16 protein-coding genes are annotated in these 19513 nt (G+C 73.1%); 7 read left to right on the forward strand and 9 right to left on the reverse strand.

The window, feature by feature from the left end; translation table 11 throughout:
• Positions 1-296 precede the first annotated feature (296 nt).
• Positions 297-980, reverse strand: a complete 684-nt coding sequence (locus ACFRAV_RS02250) for a TetR/AcrR family transcriptional regulator (protein ID WP_382550621.1) — start codon at positions 978-980, stop codon at positions 297-299.
• A 256-nt stretch (positions 981-1236) separates the two neighbouring features.
• Between ACFRAV_RS02250 and ACFRAV_RS02255 the strand changes: the two genes are divergently transcribed.
• Genes ACFRAV_RS02255 through ACFRAV_RS02265 form a run of 3 tightly spaced genes read left to right on the forward strand, consistent with a single transcriptional unit; the run spans position 1237 to position 4611 of the window.
• Positions 1237-2784 (forward strand): bifunctional 3-(3-hydroxy-phenyl)propionate/3-hydroxycinnamic acid hydroxylase, encoded by a 1548-nt coding sequence (locus ACFRAV_RS02255; protein ID WP_382550623.1) that lies wholly within the window; start codon positions 1237-1239, stop codon positions 2782-2784.
• Between the two features lie 37 nt (positions 2785-2821).
• The gene (locus tag ACFRAV_RS02260) at positions 2822-3766 is read left to right on the forward strand and encodes a VOC family protein (RefSeq protein WP_382550625.1); all 945 of its coding nucleotides are present in this window, start codon (positions 2822-2824) and stop codon (positions 3764-3766) included.
• The gene (locus tag ACFRAV_RS02265; RefSeq protein ID WP_382550627.1) at positions 3766-4611 is read left to right on the forward strand and encodes an alpha/beta fold hydrolase; all 846 of its coding nucleotides are present in this window, start codon (positions 3766-3768) and stop codon (positions 4609-4611) included. Before ACFRAV_RS02260 ends, ACFRAV_RS02265 begins: the two co-directional genes overlap by 1 nt.
• Before the next feature lie 260 nt (positions 4612-4871).
• Here ACFRAV_RS02265 and ACFRAV_RS02270 read toward each other — a convergent pair whose 3' ends face one another.
• The 7 genes from ACFRAV_RS02270 to ACFRAV_RS02300 form a co-directional block, all read right to left on the reverse strand.
• On the reverse strand, positions 4872-6317 hold the full coding sequence (locus tag ACFRAV_RS02270) for a PepSY-associated TM helix domain-containing protein (RefSeq protein WP_382550629.1): 1446 nt from the start codon (positions 6315-6317) through the stop codon (positions 4872-4874).
• Positions 6318-6446: 129 nt separating this feature from the next.
• Positions 6447-6920 carry a hypothetical protein gene (locus ACFRAV_RS02275; RefSeq protein WP_382550631.1) on the reverse strand — a complete coding sequence of 158 codons (474 nt, stop codon included), beginning with the start codon at positions 6918-6920 and terminating at the stop codon, positions 6447-6449.
• A 401-nt stretch (positions 6921-7321) separates the two neighbouring features.
• A complete protein-coding gene (locus ACFRAV_RS02280) occupies positions 7322-8011 on the reverse strand; it encodes an ABC transporter ATP-binding protein (protein WP_382550633.1) in 690 nt (229 codons plus the stop codon).
• Positions 8001-8915, reverse strand: a complete 915-nt coding sequence (locus ACFRAV_RS02285) for an ABC transporter ATP-binding protein (RefSeq protein ID WP_382550712.1) — start codon at positions 8913-8915, stop codon at positions 8001-8003. Before ACFRAV_RS02285 ends, ACFRAV_RS02280 begins: the two co-directional genes overlap by 11 nt.
• Before the next feature lie 332 nt (positions 8916-9247).
• Positions 9248-10153, reverse strand: a complete 906-nt coding sequence (locus ACFRAV_RS02290) for an ABC transporter permease (protein WP_382550635.1) — start codon at positions 10151-10153, stop codon at positions 9248-9250.
• Positions 10143-11135 (reverse strand): ABC transporter permease, encoded by a 993-nt coding sequence (locus ACFRAV_RS02295; RefSeq protein ID WP_382550637.1) that lies wholly within the window; start codon positions 11133-11135, stop codon positions 10143-10145. The genes ACFRAV_RS02290 and ACFRAV_RS02295 overlap by 11 nt, the downstream gene beginning before the upstream one ends.
• A complete protein-coding gene (locus ACFRAV_RS02300; RefSeq protein ID WP_382550639.1) occupies positions 11132-12724 on the reverse strand; it encodes an ABC transporter substrate-binding protein in 1593 nt (530 codons plus the stop codon). Before ACFRAV_RS02300 ends, ACFRAV_RS02295 begins: the two co-directional genes overlap by 4 nt.
• A gap of 406 nt (positions 12725-13130) precedes the next feature.
• Here ACFRAV_RS02300 and ACFRAV_RS02305 point away from each other — a divergent pair, with 406 nt between their 5' ends.
• On the forward strand, positions 13131-14957 hold the full coding sequence (locus ACFRAV_RS02305; RefSeq protein WP_382550641.1) for a glycoside hydrolase family 15 protein: 1827 nt from the start codon (positions 13131-13133) through the stop codon (positions 14955-14957).
• A 63-nt stretch (positions 14958-15020) separates the two neighbouring features.
• Here the strand turns inward: ACFRAV_RS02305 and ACFRAV_RS02310 are convergent, their stop codons facing one another.
• Positions 15021-16514, reverse strand: coding sequence for a non-reducing end alpha-L-arabinofuranosidase family hydrolase (locus ACFRAV_RS02310; RefSeq protein ID WP_382550643.1), 1494 nt, complete (start codon positions 16512-16514; stop codon positions 15021-15023).
• Between the two features lie 441 nt (positions 16515-16955).
• Here ACFRAV_RS02310 and ACFRAV_RS02315 point away from each other — a divergent pair, with 441 nt between their 5' ends.
• From ACFRAV_RS02315 to ACFRAV_RS02325, 3 genes are all read left to right on the forward strand, one after another.
• Complete coding sequence (locus ACFRAV_RS02315; RefSeq protein WP_382550645.1) at positions 16956-17441, forward strand: DUF2975 domain-containing protein; 486 nt, start codon at positions 16956-16958, stop codon at positions 17439-17441.
• 241 nt (positions 17442-17682) lie between these two features.
• A complete protein-coding gene (gene chvE, locus ACFRAV_RS02320) occupies positions 17683-18789 on the forward strand; it encodes a multiple monosaccharide ABC transporter substrate-binding protein (RefSeq protein ID WP_382550649.1) in 1107 nt (368 codons plus the stop codon).
• Between the two features lie 30 nt (positions 18790-18819).
• A partial coding sequence (locus ACFRAV_RS02325; protein WP_382550653.1) for an ATP-binding cassette domain-containing protein occupies positions 18820-19513 on the forward strand: 694 nt, incomplete at its 3' end.

A 19513-nucleotide genomic window follows, 5' to 3' on the forward strand; every position in this document is an offset into this window, starting at 1 on the left:
GGCTAGCGCCGCCCTGGCGGGCACCGGCTGCGGTAGGCACCGTCGGCGCACGCGGCTAGCGCCGCCCTGACGAGCACCGTCGGCGTACGAGGCGCGAGCACCGGCCGCGCACGTGGCGCGAGCACCGCCGGCCTACGTGTCGCGAGCACCGGCCGCGCGGCGAGCACAGGGCGCCGGACAGCGGCGTCGGCGACGGCCGGCCGAGGACGGCGCGGTGCGGCCCACCGGCGTGGCGCCCGGTCGGCGGAGGCGGCGTGGCGGACAACGGCCGCGGCCGGCGGCGTCGACCCGTGCCGTCACCGGGAGAGCATCGCCCCGCCGAGTCCCGCCATCGCGTCGGCGAGCTGTTCCATCCACTCCGAGATCGGCTTGCCGCCCTCCGACTGGAGGGCCACGAACGCCCCGTCGAAGCCGGCCATCCCGAACGCCGCCAGCGCGTCCGCGACCTGGTCCGCGGCCTCGTCCCCCGCTTCGGCGAACGACGAGCGGACCATGTGCCGCATCAGCGCCCGGCCCTCGTCGCGGACCGCGATCACCGTCCGCATCGCCTCCGGCGCCTCGGCCGCCTCGCGGCTCATCACCAGCACCATCAGCAGGCGCAGGAACTCCTCGCCGTGCTCCAGCACCTCACCGGTCCGCCGCAGGTACCACCGCAGGCGCTCCCGGGGATCGCCGCCCGCGGGCGGGTTGCCGTGGGCCTGGCGCATCGCCGCGAAGAAGTCGTGGGCGCCCCGCTCCATGACGGCGGAGAGCAGGCCCGCCTTGGACTCGAAGTGGTGGTAGAAGGCGCTCTTGGGCAGCCCGGTCTCCTTGGAGAGCGCCGACATCGACGTCCCGGCGTAGCCGCGGACGGACATCACCCGGGCGGCGGCGTCCAGGATCTCCTGCCGCGACCGGCGGCCGCGGCGGTTCCCGGCATGCGCCGGAGGCCTGAACTTCTCCGCCGGCTCCACCCGCTCCACCCTCTCCGCCTCGCTCACCCTGCGGATTCTACGGGCCGGGGCCCGGCGTCCCGCCCGGGCGGCCGGGCCTCGGTTCCGGCTCACCTCTTGACAGCGGCCCGCTCTGCCCGTTCCCTGGGAATGTACCGATCGATCGGTCCAAAACTGTGACCGGATCCGGCGACCACCCCCTTGACGCAGCACCTCGTCACCCTGTTGGCTCCCTCCAGCAAACCGAACGGTTGGTACAAAACTTCCTCGCATTGCGTCCGAGCTGTGAGACCGGAGCCAGCGCATGACCATGAGCTACGACGCGGATGTCGCGATCGTCGGGTACGGCCCGACCGGAGTGATCGCCGCACTGACCCTCGCCAAGTACGGCATCTCCGCCGTGGCCTTCGAGCGTGACCGGGACATCTATCCCCGGGCCCGCGCCGTGACCGTCAACGACTGGACGATGCGGATCTTCCAGGACCTGGGCATCGACGAGCGGGTCGAGAAGGTGGTCGACCCGCAGCGCGCCCTGCGGTGGATCACCTACGACGGCGCGGAGATCATGCGGGTCGAGCACCCGCCGTCGACGCTCGGCCGCCGGCCGCGCTTCTACAACATCTACCAGCCCACCATGGAGGCCGAGATCCGCGCGGCCGTCACCGAGCGGCACGCGGACCTGGTCACCGTGCACTACGGGAACACGGTCACCGGGATCGACCAGGACGCCGAAGGCGTCACCGTCACCTCCGCGGCCGACGACGGCACCACCCGCACCACCCGGGTCAAATACGTGATCGGCTCCGACGGCGGCAGCAGCTTCACCCGCGGTCACGTCGGCTGCAGACTGCTCGGCGACACCGACGAGACCACCTGGGTGGTCGTCGACTGCCACGTCCGGCGCTGGTGGCCGGACCGCGACTTCCTCACCTTCTGGTCCGACCGGGAACGTCCGGTCGTCGACATCGCGCTCTCCGCGGGCAACCACCGGTGGGAGATCCCGCTCAAGCCGGACGAGTCCCCGGCCGACTACCCGACCGCCGTCGAGGTGTGGCCGCTGCTCAAGGCGCTCGGCGTCACCGAGGAGGACGTCGAGATCCACCAGCACGCCTTCTACAAGCACCACACCCGGATGGCGGACAACTGGCGCAGGGAACGCGTCTTCCTGGCCGGCGACGCCGCCCACCTCATGCCTCCGTGGGCCGGCGCCGGGATGCAGTCCGGCATGCGCGACGCCCACAACCTCGGCTGGAAGCTGGCCCGCGTGATCAAGGGCGAACTGCCCGAGAGCTGGCTGGACACCTACGAGGCGGAGCGCCGCCCCAACGCCGCCTTCTACACCGGCCTCGCGGTCGGCCTCGGCCGGGTCATCCGGCAGGTGGCGACGGAGGAGGAACTGGCGGCGATGAACGCGGTGCCCGAGAACACGGTCACCCCCTTCGAGCCGCCGCTGACCGCTCCCCCGGTGCTGGAGGCCGGATGGCTCCGCGGTCCGGTCGGCGACGCGAGCGTCGTGGGCCGGATGGTCCCGCAGCCGGTCACCGGCGACACCGCCGGGCGCATGGCACGTCTGGACGACCTCCTGGGCGACGGCTTCGTGCTGCTGGGGGACGACGTGGACCCCGCCACCCTGCTGAGCGCCGAGGAGAAGGCCGGATGGGACGCGCTCGGCGCCCGCTACCTCGCGGTCCGCCCGAAGACCTCCTACACCCGGTCCGACGACGACCTGGTCGACCTCGACGAGGTCCTCCTGCCGTGGCTGCGTCGCTACGGCGCCCGCGCCGTGGCCGTGCGCCCGGACCGGTTCGTCGCCGCCGCCGACGTCAGCTCCCTCGCCGTTCCCGCCCTCTGAAGTACCCCCGAACCACCAGAAGTTAGGAGCAACGCCGATGTCCGGAGTCAAGGAACTCGGTTACGTCGTCTACGAGGTGAGCAGCCTCACCGACTGGGAGCACTTCGGTGTCGAGCTGCTCGGCATGCAGCTCGGGGAGAGGACCGGGGACGGCTTCACCCTGCGCACCGACGAGAAGGCCCACCGCTGGGTCGTCACCGAGGGCCCCGCCGACGACCTGGTGGCCACCGGCTACGAGGTCTCGGACGCCACCGCGCTGGAGGCGCTGGTCGCCAAGGTCCGCGCGGCGGGCCTCGAGGTGACCGAGGGCGACGCGGCGCTGGCCGCCGCCCGCAAGGTGGAGCAGATCTTCGTCACCGCCGACCCGATGGGCAACCGGGTCGAGCTGGTCACCGGCCTGGCCGACGCCGCCACCCCGTTCTCGTCCGCCAAGCTGCTCGGCGGCTTCGTCACCGGCGCCGGCGGCGCGGGCCACCAGGTCCTGCTGGCGCACGGCGTGTCCCGCGAGACCTACCTGGCCTTCTACATCGACCTGCTGGGCTTCCGGATCAGCGACATCATCGTCGAGGAGCTGGCGCCCGGGATCGTCGCCGACCTGATCTTCCTGCACTGCAACGGCCGGCACCACACGGTGGCCTTCGGCGACATGCCGCACACGAAGAAGACCCACCACTTCATGGTCGAGGTGCAGGACATCCGCGACGTCGGCCTGGCCTACGACCGCTGCATGGACGCCAAGCAGCCGTTCGAGATGACGCTCGGCATGCACCCGAACGACCACATGTTCAGCTTCTACGTCTTCACGCCCTCGGGGTTCAGCGTCGAGTACGGCTGGGGCGGCCTGGTCATCGACGAGGAGACGTGGGAGGTGAAGACGCTCGACCGCCTGCACAGCTGGGGCCACCGCCCCTCGAGCGTGGTCGCCGAACTGCTCGCCGCCGCCCCCGCCCCTGCCCCCGCCCCGCACGAGGAGGACCACTGATGGCTCTCGACCGCGACGACATCGCCCGCACCGTCAGGACGGCCGACTGGGAGCTGCGTTACTACGAGGCCGGCTCGGGGCATCCGCTCGTGCTGCTGCACGGCAGCGGTCCCGGCGCCACCGGGTGGAGCAACTTCTCCGGCAACATCGAAGCGCTGGCCGAGCACTTCCACGTGTACGCCGTCGACATGCCCGGCTGGGGCGAGTCCTCCGCCGCCACCGTCGACCAGCTCGACCACGTCGAGGCCGCCGTTCAGTTCCTGGACGCCCTCGGCATCGAGAAGGCGGCGTTCGTCGGCAACTCCATGGGCGGCCAGACCTCGCTCCGGCTGGCCACCGAGCACCCCGACCGCATCACCCACCTGGTCACCATGGGCCCGCCGGTGGGCCGCGTCCCCACTCTCTTCGGCCCCGGTGACGGACCCTCCGAGGGGCTGAAGCACCTGATCGCGGCCTACCGCGACGCGAGCCCGGAGAACATGCGCCGGCTCGTCGAGATCATGGTCTACGACAAGGCCCGGTTCGCCACCGCCGAGCTGTGCGAGGCTCGTTCGGAGGCGGCGCTGGCCCGTCCGGAGCACCTGACCAACTACGTCGACGGGCTGCCCAAGGGCGCCCCGCTGCCGAAGTGGGTCAAGCCGGAGCTGCTGCCGCGGATCAAGGTGCCCACGCTCCTGATCCACGGCCGCGACGACCGCGTGGTGTCGTTCGAGACCTCGCTGTTCCTGCTGGCCAACATCCCCGACAGCCGACTGGTCGTCCTGAACCGCTGCGGGCACTGGGCGATGATCGAGCACCCCGACGAGTTCAACCGGCTGGTGACCGACTTCGTGGCCAACAACTGACGGCCGCGGCCGGCGAGGTGGCGGCGCTCCGGCGCACCACCTCGCCGGCCTGCCGTCGCGGCGGTGTCGCCGCGCCGCCACGGGGTCTGTCCGGACCCGCCCGGTCCGACGCCCGGGGCCCCCGCCCGGGCGTCGGTCCGGCGTGCCCGGGCACGCCCGGGGAGCGCGCGGACCACGAACCCCGGGCTCTCTTCAACACGTCGGCACGTCAGGCACGTCAGGCACGTCGGCGCGTCACGCGCGTCGCCGCGTCGGGCCCGTCAGGGACGCCGGACGCGTCGTCCGCGGACCGCGCCTGCCGCGGCGTCGACGACGAGGAACGCCGCCAGGGTGACGCCGAGCAGGGGCAGTGCCCAGCCGACGGCCACCACGACCGGCGCCCCGACCAGGAGCACCGGAAGCGGCAGGCTCCGCCAGGCGCCCCGGGCCGGCGGCTTCCCGAAGGCCGCCCGGCCGTCGTCACGGGTGGGCCGCCGCTGCCACCACATGCGGTATCCCCAGGACATCACGCACAGCAGGCCGACCGCGATCGCCGCGAGCACGATCTGGTTGACGATGCCGAAGAGCACGCCCATGTGCGCCTGGACTCCGAGCTTGCTCAGCTTGGCGGCGAGCGGATGGTCGGCCCAGCGGGTGCGGTCGGTCACCTCGCCCGCGGCAACGTCGACGGCGACGCTGTCGTAGTGCACCGGCCAGACGTTGTCGCTCTGGGCCACCGTCCAGGCCAGGCCCTCTCCCGCCGGCGGGGTCACGGTCACGGTGCCGCCGAGTCCGGCGTCCCGGGCCGCCCGCAGAGCCGCGTCGAAGTCCGCCGGACCGGCCGTGAGGGCGTCGCCGCCCCCGCCACCGTGGCCGGCGTGGCCGCCCTCGCCTTCGTCCGGACCCGATCCGGGCAGGGTGGTGTCGAGCACCGGCGCCTGTCCCCGGACGGCGTCGACCGCCTGGTCGAACCGGGCGCCCGCGTACTGCGACCAGGTCAGGCCGGTGGCGCTGAGGAAGAACAGGCCGAGCGCCAGCCAGACGCCGGTCGCCGCGTGCAGGCTCCGCGTCCGGCGGACGCCGGTGGCGGAGCGGTCGGGGAGCAGGACGCCGCGGGCCGTGGGGGCGCGCCGTCCCCGGCTCCGCCCGATCCACAGCACCAGGCCTCCGGCCGCCACCACCCACAGCCAGCTGGCCGCGAGTTCGGAGTAGAGCGTGCCCCGCTCCCCGAGGTGGAGACTGCGGTGGAACTCGTCCAGCCAGGTGGTGACCGGGGTGGCTCCCCACCAGGTGGTCAGCTCGCCCTGCGTCCCGGCCGTGTAGGGGTCGACGAACACGGTGTGCTGTCTCTCCCCCCACTCCGGGGAGGAGAACACGACCCGGGTGGTGTCCTCCGGACCCGGCGGCGTGACCACCGAGGCGAGCACGCCCTCGGGGTGGGCGGCACGGGCGGCCTCGAGCTGCTCGGCCAGAGGACGCGGCGCGTCCCCGACCTGCTCCACGGCGAGCCAGTCGCCGTACACGAGCTGGTCCAGCTGAGGGGTGAAGGCGTAGAGCAGCCCGGTGAGGGCCGCGACGAACAGGAACGGCGCGACGAACACGCCGGCGTAGAAGTGCAGGCGCACGAGCAGCGCGCGTAAGCCTTGGCGGGAACGCGGCGGGCGGCCCGCGTCGGGTGCGCCCGCCGGGCCCGGCTGCGCTGCCGGGCCGGTTTCGGTCGTGGTCATGGGTGATCCCTCGTCCGGCGCGCCGTGGCACGGCGCGCTGCGAAAGGTGGACAGGACGACATCCCGTCCGGACCGGGTCCGGACGGGTGTGTTCCGGCCGCGCCCGCGTGGGGCGGGCGGCGGCCAGGATCACCGAGGGGGCCCGCGCCTGCCGCGGGCGCGGGCCAGGAGAGCACCGAAGGACAGGGGCGGCGGACCGGACGGCTTCGGCACGCGGACGGTCTCGGGACACGGCGTGCCCGTCGGCGCCGGGAGGCGCAGCCCGCGGGCCAGCAGCCGTGCCAGACGGCGAAGCAGCCGTTCCCCGCGCAGCAGGACCACGACGGCCCCGAGTGTGGCCAGCGCGTGCGCCGCCCCCATCGCGGTCGCGGCGTCCGGCGCGGCTGACTCGTGCGCGTGGTGCGGGGTGTGCGCCGGGTGCGGCATGGACCCGTCCCCGCGCGGGTGGTGCCCGGACGGGCCGGTGGACGCGTGGAACGCCAGGTGCAGCAGCGCCTGCTGCATCGCCGCTCCGAGGACCGCGGCCCGGAACGCGTGCCGCCGGGCCCGGGCCGAGAGCGCGGTGTTGAGCGCGGTCAGCACCACGAGGGCGGTGGCCGTCACCCCCGCGCCCGGGCGCCCTCCGCCGGCGGCCGTGTGCCCGGCCGCGCCGAACAGCAGGGAGGCGCCTGCCGGGAGCAGGGCGGCGGCTGCCCGACGGTACCGGGCCGGGCGGCGGACTTCGAGGCGGCGGGTTGCGAAGCCACGGGTTCGAGGGCAGCGGGTTCCGGTGCCCGGCGCTCCGCGGGTCACGGCGGCGTGCGGTGGGCCGGTGCCGGACACCCGTCACGGGCGGGCAGCGGTGCGGCGCCTCCGTGCCTCGGTGCTGTCTCGGGCGGCATCCGGGCCTCCGGAGTGCGGGCGACCACGAGGGGGGCATGTCGCCAGGGCACCAGTATCGGCTCGGCGCCCGGGCGTCGCCGAGGCCGTAACCGGCCAGAGTGACGCCGGGGACGGCTGAGCCTTCAGGGCCCGGGCAGCGCGTCCTCGGAACCGGCGGCGCCGAGGGTCGGCCAGGGAACGAGGCGGTCGCACCAGCGGTCCAGGAGGACGGAGTCGTGGCCGACGGCGAGGAGGGTGGCGCCGGTGGTGCGGCGGTAGGTCTCCACGGCGGCGACCAGCGCGGCCGTCGTGGACGCGTCGAGCATGGCGGTCATCTCGTCGCAGATCAGCAGGCGGGGACCGAGGACGAGGGCCCGGGCGAGGCAGGCGCGCTGGAGTTGGCCGTCGCTGACCTCGTGCGGGCGGCGCGGCAGGAGGTCGGGGGTGAGCCCGACCAGCGGGGTGAGGTCCCGCACCCGGGCGGGGACCTCCTCCCGGCGGCCGGTGGCCCGCAGGGGCTCGGCGATCAGGTCGGCGAGGGTGAGACGGGGGTCCGCGGCGAGACGCGGCTGCTGGAGGACGACGCCGACGGCGGTGCGCAGCGAACGGGGCGCCCGGTGCCGCCAGCCGGTGACGGGCACGCCGTCGAAGGACACGGTGCCGGAGTCGGGGCGGTGCAGGAGGGCGGCGACGCGGGCCAGGGTGGACTTGCCGCAGCCGCTCGGGCCGAGCAGGCCGACCGCCTCGCCGGAGGCGAGCGTGAGCGAGGCGTCCCGCACCACCGGGGCGGAGCGCTCGTAGCCCGCGGTGACGGACCGGATCTCAAGCCGCACGGACGACCTCCCGGGGGGGGTGGCAGGCGATGCCCGACGCCGCGGACGGGGCGACGGCGCACGTCCGGTCGGCGGAGGCGCACCGGGGGGCGAAGGCGCAGCCGGACGGGAGCGCGTCCAGCGGCGGCGGGAGACCGGGGATCGGGGCGAACGCCCGGTCGGGCAGGGCGTCGAGGAGGCCTCTGCTGTACGGGTGGCGGGGACCGGGCGTGCCGAAGAACGCCTCCGCGGTGGTGAGTTCGACGACGCGGCCGGCGTACATGACGGCCACCCGGTCGGCGACGCGCTCGGCGGCGGCGAGGTCGTGGGTGATCATCAGCAGCGCGCGGCCCGCGCCGTCGTCGACGTGGCGGCGCAGCTCGTCGACGGTGTGGTCGACCAGGTCGCGGTCGAGACCGGTGGTCGGCTCGTCGGCTAGCAGCAGGGGCGCGTCGCCGGCCAGGGCGAGAGCGGTGGCGGCCCGCTGGGCGAGACCACCGGAGAGTTCGTGCGGGTGGCGGTCCAGGTGGCCGACGGGGAAGGCCGCCCGGGCGGCGACCTGTTCGGCGGCGGCGCGCAGTGCCGCGCGGCCCCGCACGACGGTGAGCTGGGCGACGGTCTCCTCCAGCTGGGAGCGGATCGTCCGGACCGGGGTGAGGTGGGCGGCGGGGCTCTGCGGGATCAGGCCGGCCAGGCGGCCGCGGACCTGACGGGCCAGCACGCGTTCGCCGGCGGTGAGCAGGTCGAGCCCGCCGAGAACGGCGTGGCCGGCGGTCTCGGCGTTGGCGGGCAGGAGGCCTAGGAGCGCCGAGGCCAGGACGGACTTGCCGCAGCCGCTCTCGCCGACCAGGGTGAGGCACTCGCCGGCCCGGACGTCGAAGGAGACGTCCGTGACGGCGCGCACGGCGGCCCGCCCACGCGGCATGCGGAACCGGACGTGCAGGTCGCGGACGGACAGCACGACGGGAACACCCGCCGCCTCGTCGCCCCCGCCGGCGGCATCCGCGGCAGCGGCACTCCTGGTGGCGGCGCTCCTGGCTGCGGCGTCCGCGGCAGCGGCACTCCCGGTGCCGGCACACGCGTCGGCGGCACGCGCGGCGGTCCCGCCCACCGGTGCCGGACCCGTGGCGGCGCCCCCGCCGGCGGCATCCGCGGCAGCGGCACTCCCGGCGGCGGCACCCGCGGCGGCGGCGCGGCCGGTGGGAGTGGCCTCGGCGGCGGTGGGCGTGGTGGCGCGGGGCGGGTGGGCGGCGTCGGTCACAGGGTCAGCTCCGATCGGCGGCGGGGGTTGATCCGCTCGCGCCAGGCTCCGGCCAGGCCGGCCACGGCGAGGGTGGGGATCACCAGGAACAGGCCGGGGAACAGGGTCGGCCACCACTGCCCGGCGAGCAGCGAGCCCCGGGCGTCCTCGATGAGGTTGCCGAGGCTCGCCATGTGGGTGGGCAGGCCCAGGCCGAGGAAGGACAGGGCCGACTCGTGCCACATGGCGTGCGGCACGGAGAGCACGGCGGCGAGGCCGGCCTGCGGCAGGACGCCCGGGACCAGGTGGCGTACGGCGACGCGCCACCGGGACGCGCCGCCGGAGATCGCGGCGTCGACGTAGGGCCGGGAGCGCAGCGAGAGCACCTCGGCGCGCACGATCCGTGCCGTGGAGATCCAGTGGGTGGCCGCGACGGAGACCAGGACGGGCAGCACTCCGGGCCGCCACAGGGCGACCACGAAGACGCCGAGCAGGAGGTGCGGGACGGAGGCCACCGCGTCCACGGCCCGCATCAGGACCCGGTCCGCCCGTCCGCCGAGGGTCGCCGCGAGGGTGCCGACGGCGGTGCCCACCACCGCGGCGACCAGGGCGGCGGCCACCCCGACGAACAGCGACACCCGCAGCCCGTGGACGCAGCGCAGCAGCAGGTCACGGCCCAGGTCGTCGGTGCCGAACGGGTGGGCCGGGCCGGGGGGCAGGAGCTTGGACCCCAGGTGCACGGACTGCTGGTCGAGCTGGACCAGCGGCGGGACCACCAGCACCGCCACGGTCACCACGGCGAGGACGCCGGCGGCGGAGCCGACGCGCAGGGTGCGCCAGGAGCGCCGCGTGGGGCCGGCGGGCCGCCAGGCGGGGGCCGGTGAGGGCGCCGGCGCGGGCGCCGTGGACGCGTCACAGGTCACGGAAGCTCACCCTCGGATCGGTCAGGCCGGTCAGCAGGTCGGCGAGGAGGTTGCCGAGCAGGACGGCGACGGTGGCGCACGCGGTCAGCGCGGCCAGCAGCCGGAAGTCGACTGAGGTGGCCGCGGAGACGGTGGCGGCGGCGATGCCGGGCCAGCTGAAGACGGTCTCCACCAGCAGTGCCCCGGTGATGAGTTCGGGCACCCGGGTGCCGATCAGGGTGAGGACGGGGAGGAGTCCGGAGCGCAGGGCGTGGCGGAGCAGCACGGTGCGCTCGGTGAGGCCCCGGGCGCGGGCGCCGCGCACCGGGTCCTCGGCGAGCGCGTCGGTCACCCCCTGGCGTACGTAGAGGACGAACCACGGCAGCTGGGAGGCCGTCAGGACCCCGGCGGGCAGCAGGAGGTGGTGGGCGACGTCGGCCGGGTGCACCGTCTCGCTGCCGGTGTCGGTCAGGCCGCCGGCCGGCAGCACGCCGAGCCGCAGGGCGAACAGCCAGACGGCGAGCAGCGCGATCCAGAAGACCGGGGCCGCCGAGAGGACGTAGGCGGCGGAGGTCACGGCACGGTCGGTGAGCGACCCGGGGCGGCGGGCGGCGAGGACGCCGAGCGCGGTGCCCAGCAGGACGGCGGCGGCGAAGGCGGTGACGCACAGCAGGGCGGACCACACCATGCGTTCGGCGACGACCTGGGCCACCGGCTGGCGGAACACCGTGGAGTCGCCGAGGTCGCCGGAGAGCGCCGCGGTCAGCCAGTCCCACCACCGCGCCGCGAACGGCCGGTCGGCGCCGAGGTTGTCGGCCAGCCGGTCCAGGGTCGCCTGGTCGGCGGAGAGTCCGGCGGTTCCGGCGTAGGCGCGGACCGGATCGAAGGGGGAGGCGGCGGCCAGGGCGAACACCGCGAAGGTGACGGTCAGGAGCAGGGGGACGGCGTACAGCAGGCGGCGCCCGGCCAGCCGGGCCGCGCCGCGCGCCGAGGGCGCGGTCACGGCTTCGGCTGCCAGTCCTCGACGTTCCACCACGGGCCGCCGGCGAAGCCGTGCTCGTGGGGTTCGACCTGGGTGGTCAGGTCCTGCCAGCGGTCGGCGAGGACGTAGACGTGGTCGAGGTGGGTGAGGAAGGTGTAGCCGGGGTCGTCGGCGAGCTCGCGCTGCACGGTGTCGTAGGCGGCCTTGCGCGCGTCGGTGTCGCGGGTGCGGCGGGCGTCGTCGAGGGCGCGGTCGACGGCCGGGTTGTCGTAGTGGGGCATGTTGTTGAACCCGTCGCCCGCCAGGGACGAGTGGAGCAGGGTGTACAGGCCGAAGTCGGGGTCGCCGGTGCTGCCGAAGCCGGCGAGGACCGCGTCGCGGCCCATCCGGGGCTCGATGACCTCCCAGGTGGCGCTCTCCACCGTCACGTCGACGCCGATCCGCCTGGCGTCGGAGGCGTAGGCGAGGGCGAGGTCCTGGCGGATACGGTCGCCTGCCGGGTGGTGGAGGGTGAAGGCGGCGCGGACGCCGTCCTTGACGCGCACGCCGTCCCGGCCGGCCTTCCAGCCGGCCCGGTCGAGGACGCGGGCGGCCTTCTTCACGTCGTGGGCGCGTTCGGTGCCCCGCGCGAACCAGGGGTCGTCGCTGGGCAGCGGGCCGTAGGCGGGCCGGCCGGCGCCGTCCAGGACCTTGTCGACCATGGTCGCGCGGTCCACCGCGAGGTCGAGGGCACGGCGTACGGCGGGGTCGCCGGTCACCTCGTGGGCGGTGGGGAGGCTGACGGCGCGGTAGTCGTAGGACCGGGCGCGGTAGGTCGTCCGGTCCTGGTCGTCCTCGAAGGTCGCCGCCAGGTTCGGCGGCAGGACGGCGCCGTCCAGGTCGCCGGAGCGCAGGCGGGTGGCGCGGACGTCGTCGTCGGTGACTATCGCCATGGTGAGCGTGCGCACCGCGGGTTTCGGTCCCCGGTAGCGGGGGTTGGCCTTGAGGACGGCCTTCTCCCCCTTGCGCCAGTCGGCGAGGACGTACGGGCCGGTGCCGACCGGCCGGGTGTTGAAGGAACCGGTGTTGGGGTCCTGCCCGCCGGCCACGTGTTCGGGGACGATCGGCAGCACGGTGCGCGCCGCGAAGGCGGCGTAGGGGTACTTGAGGGTGAAGACGACCTTGTCGTCGGCGGCCGCCCGGACCGTGTCGACGGCCGCGAGTTCGCTGCGGTTCGGGTTGTTGGTCGCCTTGTCGAGGATCGTCTCGTAGGTGAAGACGACGTCCTCGGCGGTGAGCGGTTCGCCGTCGCTGAAGGTGACGCCGTCGCGCAGCGTGTAGGTGTAGGTGCGGCCGTCGGGGCCGACCTCGGGGAGGTCCTCGGCGAGGGCGGGCCTCAGTGCGAGGTCGGCGTCGAGTTCGAGCAGGCCGTCGAAGATCTTGGAGTTGCCGTCCTTGCCGTAGCCCAGGAGCGGGCTGAAGGTGTCCGGCTCCCAGGGGACGCCGATCACCACCGACTCGGCGGCGCCCCGCGCGCCGGTCCTCGCGTCACCGCCCGGAGCCGAGCAGGCGGTCGCCGCCACGCCCAGTGCCGCCGCCCCCGCGAGGGCCCTCGTTCGTCGACCAGTCATCAGTTCTCCGCCCGTGCCGTGCCGGTCAGCTTTGCGCACAACATGCTATTGCATATGACTCGCAATAAGCCGACGGGGGTCGGACGGCCTGGAGCAGAGGGCGCGTCCTTCCGTCCAAGGCGCCGTCCGCCGGTGCGGGAGAGAGCCCTCGCACGCCGGAGCGCGGTCGCGTGGGACGTCGGCGACCGGGATGCCCGGGAGGACCACCGTGCCGTTCTGATGGTGTGCCCTCGGGCCTCCCCGCCGTACCGCCCGCACGATCTGCGGCGGTGGTGGACCCGCATCGGCCCGGTCACCCACTCGCAGCAGTGCCGCCGCGACCGCCTCGCGTCCGCCCGCCCCCTCTGCGACGGTGGGGGCGAGGGCGCTGGACCACACCCACGGCTGCGGGGAGGAACGAGACCTCATGTACGATTCCGACCCACCGTTCCGGCCGATCCGCCGACGCGACGGTTATCTGCCGTTGGAGGACCTCGGGCTGATCGGCGACGGCACGACCTCGGCCCTGGTCGGACTCGACGGGTCGATCCCCTGGATGTGCCTGCCCCGGTTCGACTCGACGCCGCTGTTCTGCGGGCTCCTGGACCACGAGCGGGGCGGGCACTTCACCGTCCGGCCGGACGATCTGGTCGAGGCCCGGCAGTGGTACGTCGAGGACACCGGGGTGCTCGTCACCGAACTGCGCACCACCGAGGGCCTGCTCCGCCTCACCGACGCCCTCACGCTGCGGCAGGGCGCGGACCTCAGTGACGACGCCCCGGCCGGGCGCGCCGAACTGGTGCGCTCCGCGCAGGTCCTGTCCGGCCGGGTCCGGCTGCGGGCGGACCTGGAGCCACGGGGCGGGGCGCAGGCGCGCGCCCTGTTCAGCGGGGTGGAGCTGCGGCCCTACCGGCAGCCCGGGCTGAGGCTCCATCTGCGCTGCAGCCGCCCCCTGGAGGGACTGCGCAACAGCTACGACCTGCGGGAGGGCGACCGCCTCGATCTGGTGCTGTCCTGGGGCCGCTTCCACCGGCACCACCGCTTCGACGCCGACGCCATGCTCGCGGCGACCGGTGACGCGTGGCGCCGCTGGATGACCAGCTGCACGTACGAGGGCCCGCAGGGGCCCTTGGTGCGACGGTCCGCGATCACCCTGAAGATGTGCGACGACTGGTCGAACGGCTCGACGGTCGCCGCGCCCACCTCCTCCCTCCCGGCCCCCGTCGGCGGGATCAGGAACTGGGACTACCGCTACACCTGGATCCGGGACGCGGCCTTCGCCGTGTTCGCGCTGCGGCGCATCGGCTTCCGGGGCGAGGCGGACGCCTTCCTGGGCTGGGTCCTCGACGCCTTCGAGCAGACCGGGCGGCCCCGCATCATGTACACCCTCGACGGACTCCCGGTCCCCGACGAGACGGTGGACGGCGAGCTCGAGGGATACCGGCGCTCGGCCCCGGTGCGCTGGGGGAACGGCGCGACCGACCAGCGTCAGCACGACGTCTACGGCGAGATCCTGGACTGCGCCGACCAGTGGCTGCTGGCCGGAGGGGAGATCCAGCCCGCCCTGTGGTCCAGCCTCGCGAGGCTGGCGGACCAGGCGACCACCGCCTGGCACCAGCCCGACCAGGGCATCTGGGAGGTGCGCAACGACGGCGGCGTCTTCACCTACTCGGCGGGACTGTGCCACGTGGCGCTGGACCGTGCGGTGCGCATCGCCGAGCGGCACGGGCTGCCCGGACGGGTCGACATGTGGCGGGCCGCGGCGGACGAGTTGCGGAAGCGGATCCTCGAGGACTCCTGGGACGAGGACGCGCAGACCCTCAGCGTGGCGCTCTCCGGCGGGGGCGCGCTCGACGCCAGCCTGCTCGCCCTGCCGCTGCGCGGGGTCGTCCCGGTCGACCATCCGCGGATGGTCGCGACGGCGACCGCCGTGGCGACGCGCCTGTCGGCGGGCGACGGACTGCTGTACCGCTACCTGCACGACGAGTCCCCCGACGGTCTGGCCGGTGACGAGGGCGCGTTCGTGCTGTGCAGCTTCTGGCTGGTCGACAACCTGGCCGGTCAGGGCCGGCTGGAGGAGGCCGAGGAGCTGTACGCGTCCCTGTGCGCCCGTGCCAGCGCGACGGGGCTCCTGTCGGAGCAGATCCGTCCCGCCGACGGCGAGTTCATGGGCAACTTCCCGCAGGCGTTCAGCCACATCGGGATCATCGCCAGCGGGGTGAACCTCGGCCGGGCGCGGTCCCGCACCGGGTGAACGGCCGGGACCCCGGGTCCTTCCTCGCGAAGGCGGAAGGACCCGGGGCGTGGGCCGGACCGGTCAGCGTTGCAGGGTGAGCACGCCCGGCCGCCACGGCAGCTGGTTGTAGTCGCCGCCCGCGGTGGGCGACTTGCCCTGGTAGAGGAGCTGCAGGTTGCAGGGGTCGATGGTCATGGTCTGGTCGGGGTTGTCGCGGACCAGGTCGCCGTGGCTGATGTCGTTGGTCCAGGTGGCGCCGCTGTTGGCCTTGCCCGCGAACGGGTTGCTCTCGCTCGCGGCCTGCGGGGTCCACGACCCGCTCAGGCTGGAGGACGTGAAGGAGCGGAAGTAGCGGCCGTTGGCGCCCATCGCCTCGACGATCATCAGGTACTGGTTCTGGCCCTGCACCTTGTAGACCTGGACGGCCTCGAACAGGTTGGCCTTCGTGTCGCTCATGATGGTCGTGTACGAGGAGCCGAAGCTGCTGGGGAAGTTCCCGATCGGCATGCTCGCCCGGTAGATCTTGCCGTTGTCACCGGCGAAGAACAGGTACATGTTCTGCCCGTCGGCGATCAGCGTCTGGTCGATCGGACCGGTGTCGGAGTCGGGGAGACTCCCGGTGAACAGCGCCTGCGGCGAGGACCAGCCGTTGGGGTTGGTCGGGTCGCTCGAGGTGCGGTAGATGAACGGCCACTGTCCCCACTGGTAGGCCAGCACCCAGATGTTCTTCGGCGCGAAGTAGAAGAGCGTCGGCGCCACGGCCGCCTGGCCCATCCCGTTCTGGCCGGCCGACGCCATGTCGGACCAGTTCGTGAACGGGCTGAACGCCATCGAGCCGTACGACGAGCCCGCCACGTTCGAGCCGTAGACCAGGTACTTGCCGTTGTGCTTCACCGCGGTGAAGTCCTTCAACGAGACCCACCCGTTCTTCGGCTGCGCCAGGACCCCCGAGGAGCTCCACCGGTACGTCGACGGGAGCGAGCAGCTGCCGCCCGGCGGCGTGGTGGTGCCACCCACCTTGACGAGCTGCCACTGCTGGGCGCCCGCTCCGGTGTCGGTGGACTGGACGATGTTCGTGCCGTCCGCGGTGGAGCCGTTCTGCGGGCCGATCGCCTTGCCGCTGTTGCGGTTGATCAGCCGCACGTACCCGTCGGAGGAGTCGGCGAGACGGAACTGCTGGTTGGCGCCGTTGAGGTCGGGCCACTGGACGACCTGGCCGTTGTCGGCGGTGGACCAGTTGTACACGTCCAGCACCTTGCCGGAGAGCTTCGACCTCAGCCGGTAGTAGCCGTTGCCGGAGTCGACGAACTGCCACTGCTGCTGCGCCTGGTCGTTACGGGCCCACTGCACGATGCGGGCGCCGTCGTTGGTGGCCAGGTTGTACACGTCCATCGCCTTGCCGCTGTTGCGGTTGACGAGGACGTACGTGGCGCCGGTGTCGACCGTGGCGGCCGAGGCGGGGGTGGTGCCGAGCGCGAGGCACATCCCGGCGAGCAGGGCCGCGACGGCCGCTCCGACCGTCCCTCGCCGCCACCGCCATAACAGGCGGGCGCGTAACGGTTTCTCGGATGCCATGTCTTCCTCCTGGGGTAGCGGCCCGCCCGCCCCGGAGGGGCGTTCGGCGGAACCGGTGCGGTGGGGGGAGCGCCGGGTCGCGGACATGCGGCTGCCACGCCGAGGACGGAGCCCGTGGAAGGGCCCGCGGTGTGGGGTCCGGCGTTCGGCAGCCAGTGTGAGCGCTAACAACTGGAGGTGCAAGAGGCCTGCGCCGGGCGGGACGCGGACGCCTTCGGGGGCACGAGGGGCAGGCAACTCGAGGGACGACGTTCCCCGAGCTCAGGGCCACTGTGGCTGTGAGCGATCACAAACGGGAGCCGCTCCCCCGCGCCCGGTACGCCCGGACGGCCGCCCGCACCGCCCCCGCCGCCCGCGCCCGCACCGCGTCGGACGCACACCCTCTTGCCTCGCATATCGAAAATCGATAGATTCCCATCGCGATTCGATGGAGGGACAGGAATGGGAAAGCTGACCGTGGGGGCACTGCGCGTCGTGCTCGTGGTGGTGCTCGCCGGCACCGTGTTCGTGCAGGCCGGGATGGTGTGGGCGCTGGCCTACGACCCGGAGGACGGGTCGCTCCCGCTCACCCCGCTGCGTCTGGTCACGATGCTGGGCATGGTGACGGTGCAGGTCGCCGCGGTCTGCGTCTGGCGGCTGGTGACGATGGCACGACGCGGGACCGTGTTCTCCGACGCGGCCTTCCGGTACGTGGACGGCGTGATCGGGGCCGTGGTGGCCGCCTCCCTCGTGTGGTTCGCCGTCACGGCCCTCAACGCGCCCGGGCAGCGGGAGGATCCCGGCGTCACCGTCATCATGGCCGGGATCGGCCTGGCGATCCTGGGGGTCGCGCTGTTCGCGTACGTCCTGCGCACGCTGCTCGCCCAGGCCGTCGCGCGCTACGGGGAGGCGTCGCGGATGGAGGCCGAGCTGGACGAGGTGATCTAGGCCGGCCGCTCCCCCGGCCCTCCGACCCGCCCCCGGACCCCCGCGCCTCCGCACAGGAGGGCGGGGGTTCGCCGTGCGGACGGGGCCGGACGTGCCGCTGGAGGAAGATCCGTGAAGGAGCTGACCGAGATCTGTCCGCGGAGCGTGGCCCGCAGTACTGTGAGCGCTCACAAATTGACGGCGCATCAATGACCGGTCCCTGACGGCTCACCCCACCGACACGAACCAAGGATGGACGCCCATGCGCACGCGCAGAGCCACACTCGCCACGGCCGCCGCCGCCCTCGCCCTGGTACTGACCGCCTGCGGGCAGGACAGCGAGGGCGGCAGCGAGGAGAAGAAGGGTGGCCCCGAGGACGCCACCATCGGCATCGCGATGCCGACCAAGTCCTCCGAGCGCTGGATCGCCGACGGCAACCACGTCGTGAAGAGCCTGAAGGGCCTGGGCTACAAGACCCAGCTGGTCTACGGCGAGGACGATCCGGACACCCAGGTCGCCCAGATCGAGAACATGATCACCCAGGGCGTCTCGGCCCTCGTCGTCGCCGCCATCGACAACAAGTCGCTGGACAACGTGCTGCAGCAGGCGGCCGACGCCGACATCCCGGTGATCGCCTACGACCGCCTGATCCTCAACTCCCCCAACGTCGACTACTACGCCTCCTTCGACAACGAGAAGGTCGGCGAGCTCCAGGGCGGCTACATCGTCGAGAAGCTCGGTCTGGCCGACGGCTCGAAGAAGGGCCCGTTCAACATCGAGCTGTTCGCCGGCTCCAACGACGACAACAACACCAAATACTTCTTCGGCGGCGCGATGAAGGTGCTGCAGCCCTACATCGACAAGAAGCAGCTGAAGGTCCGCTCCGGCCAGACCGAGCTCAACCAGGTGACCACCCTGCGCTGGGACGGCGGCACGGCCCAGAAGCGCATGGACGACCTGCTGACCTCGGCGTACAAGTCCGAGCGGGTGGACGCGGTCCTCTCCCCCTACGACGGCATCTCCATCGGCATCCTCTCGGCCCTGAAGTCCGACGACTACGGCTCGAAGGCCAAGCCGCTGCCGATCGTGACCGGTCAGGACGCCGAGGTCGCGTCGGTGAAGTCGATCGTGGCGAAGGAGCAGACCCAGACCGTCTTCAAGGACACCCGTGAACTCGCCACGTTCGCCGCGGGGATGGTCGACTCCGTGCTGAGGGGCGAGAAGCCCGAGATCAACGACGACAAGACGTACGACAACGGCGCCAAGGTGGTTCCCGCGTACCTCCTCGAACCGGTGAACGTGGACGCCTCCAACTACAAGAAGATCCTGGTCGACAGCGGCTACTACGCCGAGGCCGACCTCAAGTAACGGCGCGGGCTGTGGGAAAGGAGACGGCCCGTGGCGGGACCCGTCCTGGAAATGCGCTCGATCGGCAAGACCTTCCCCGGGGTGACGGCGCTGTCCGACGTCAACCTGACCGTACGGCGGGGTGAGGTCCACGCCATCTGCGGGGAGAACGGCGCGGGCAAGTCGACCCTGATGAAGGTCCTCTCCGGCGTTCACCCGCACGGGAGTTACGAAGGAGAGGTGCTCTTCGAGGGCGAGCTGTGCCAGTTCCGCGACATCAGGGCCAGTGAGCGGCGCGGCGTCGTCATCATCCACCAGGAGCTGGCGCTGGTGCCGTACCTGTCGATCGCGGAGAACATCTTCCTCGGCAACGAGCACGCCCGGCGCGGCTTCGTCGACTGGACCGCGACGCTGCGGCACGCCGCGGATTTGCTGCGCCGGGTGGGCCTGCGGGACCGGCCGCAGACCCGGGTCGCGGACATCGGCGTGGGCAAGCAGCAACTGGTCGAGATCGCGAAGGCGTTGGCGAAGGAGGTGAAGCTGCTGATCCTCGACGAGCCGACCGCGGCGCTCAACGACGAGGACAGCGGCAAACTCCTCGACCTGGTGCTGGAGCTGAAGGAGCAGGGCATCACCTCGGTGATCATCTCGCACAAGCTCAACGAGATCCTGCGGGTCGCCGACTCGGTGACGGTCCTGCGGGACGGGCGCACGGTGGAGACGCTGGACGTGCGGGATCCGGCGA

Origin of the sequence: Streptomyces sp. NPDC056600 (genome assembly GCF_042792855.1) — a bacterium.
Taxonomy (GTDB): Bacteria; Actinomycetota; Actinomycetes; order Streptomycetales; family Streptomycetaceae; genus Streptomyces.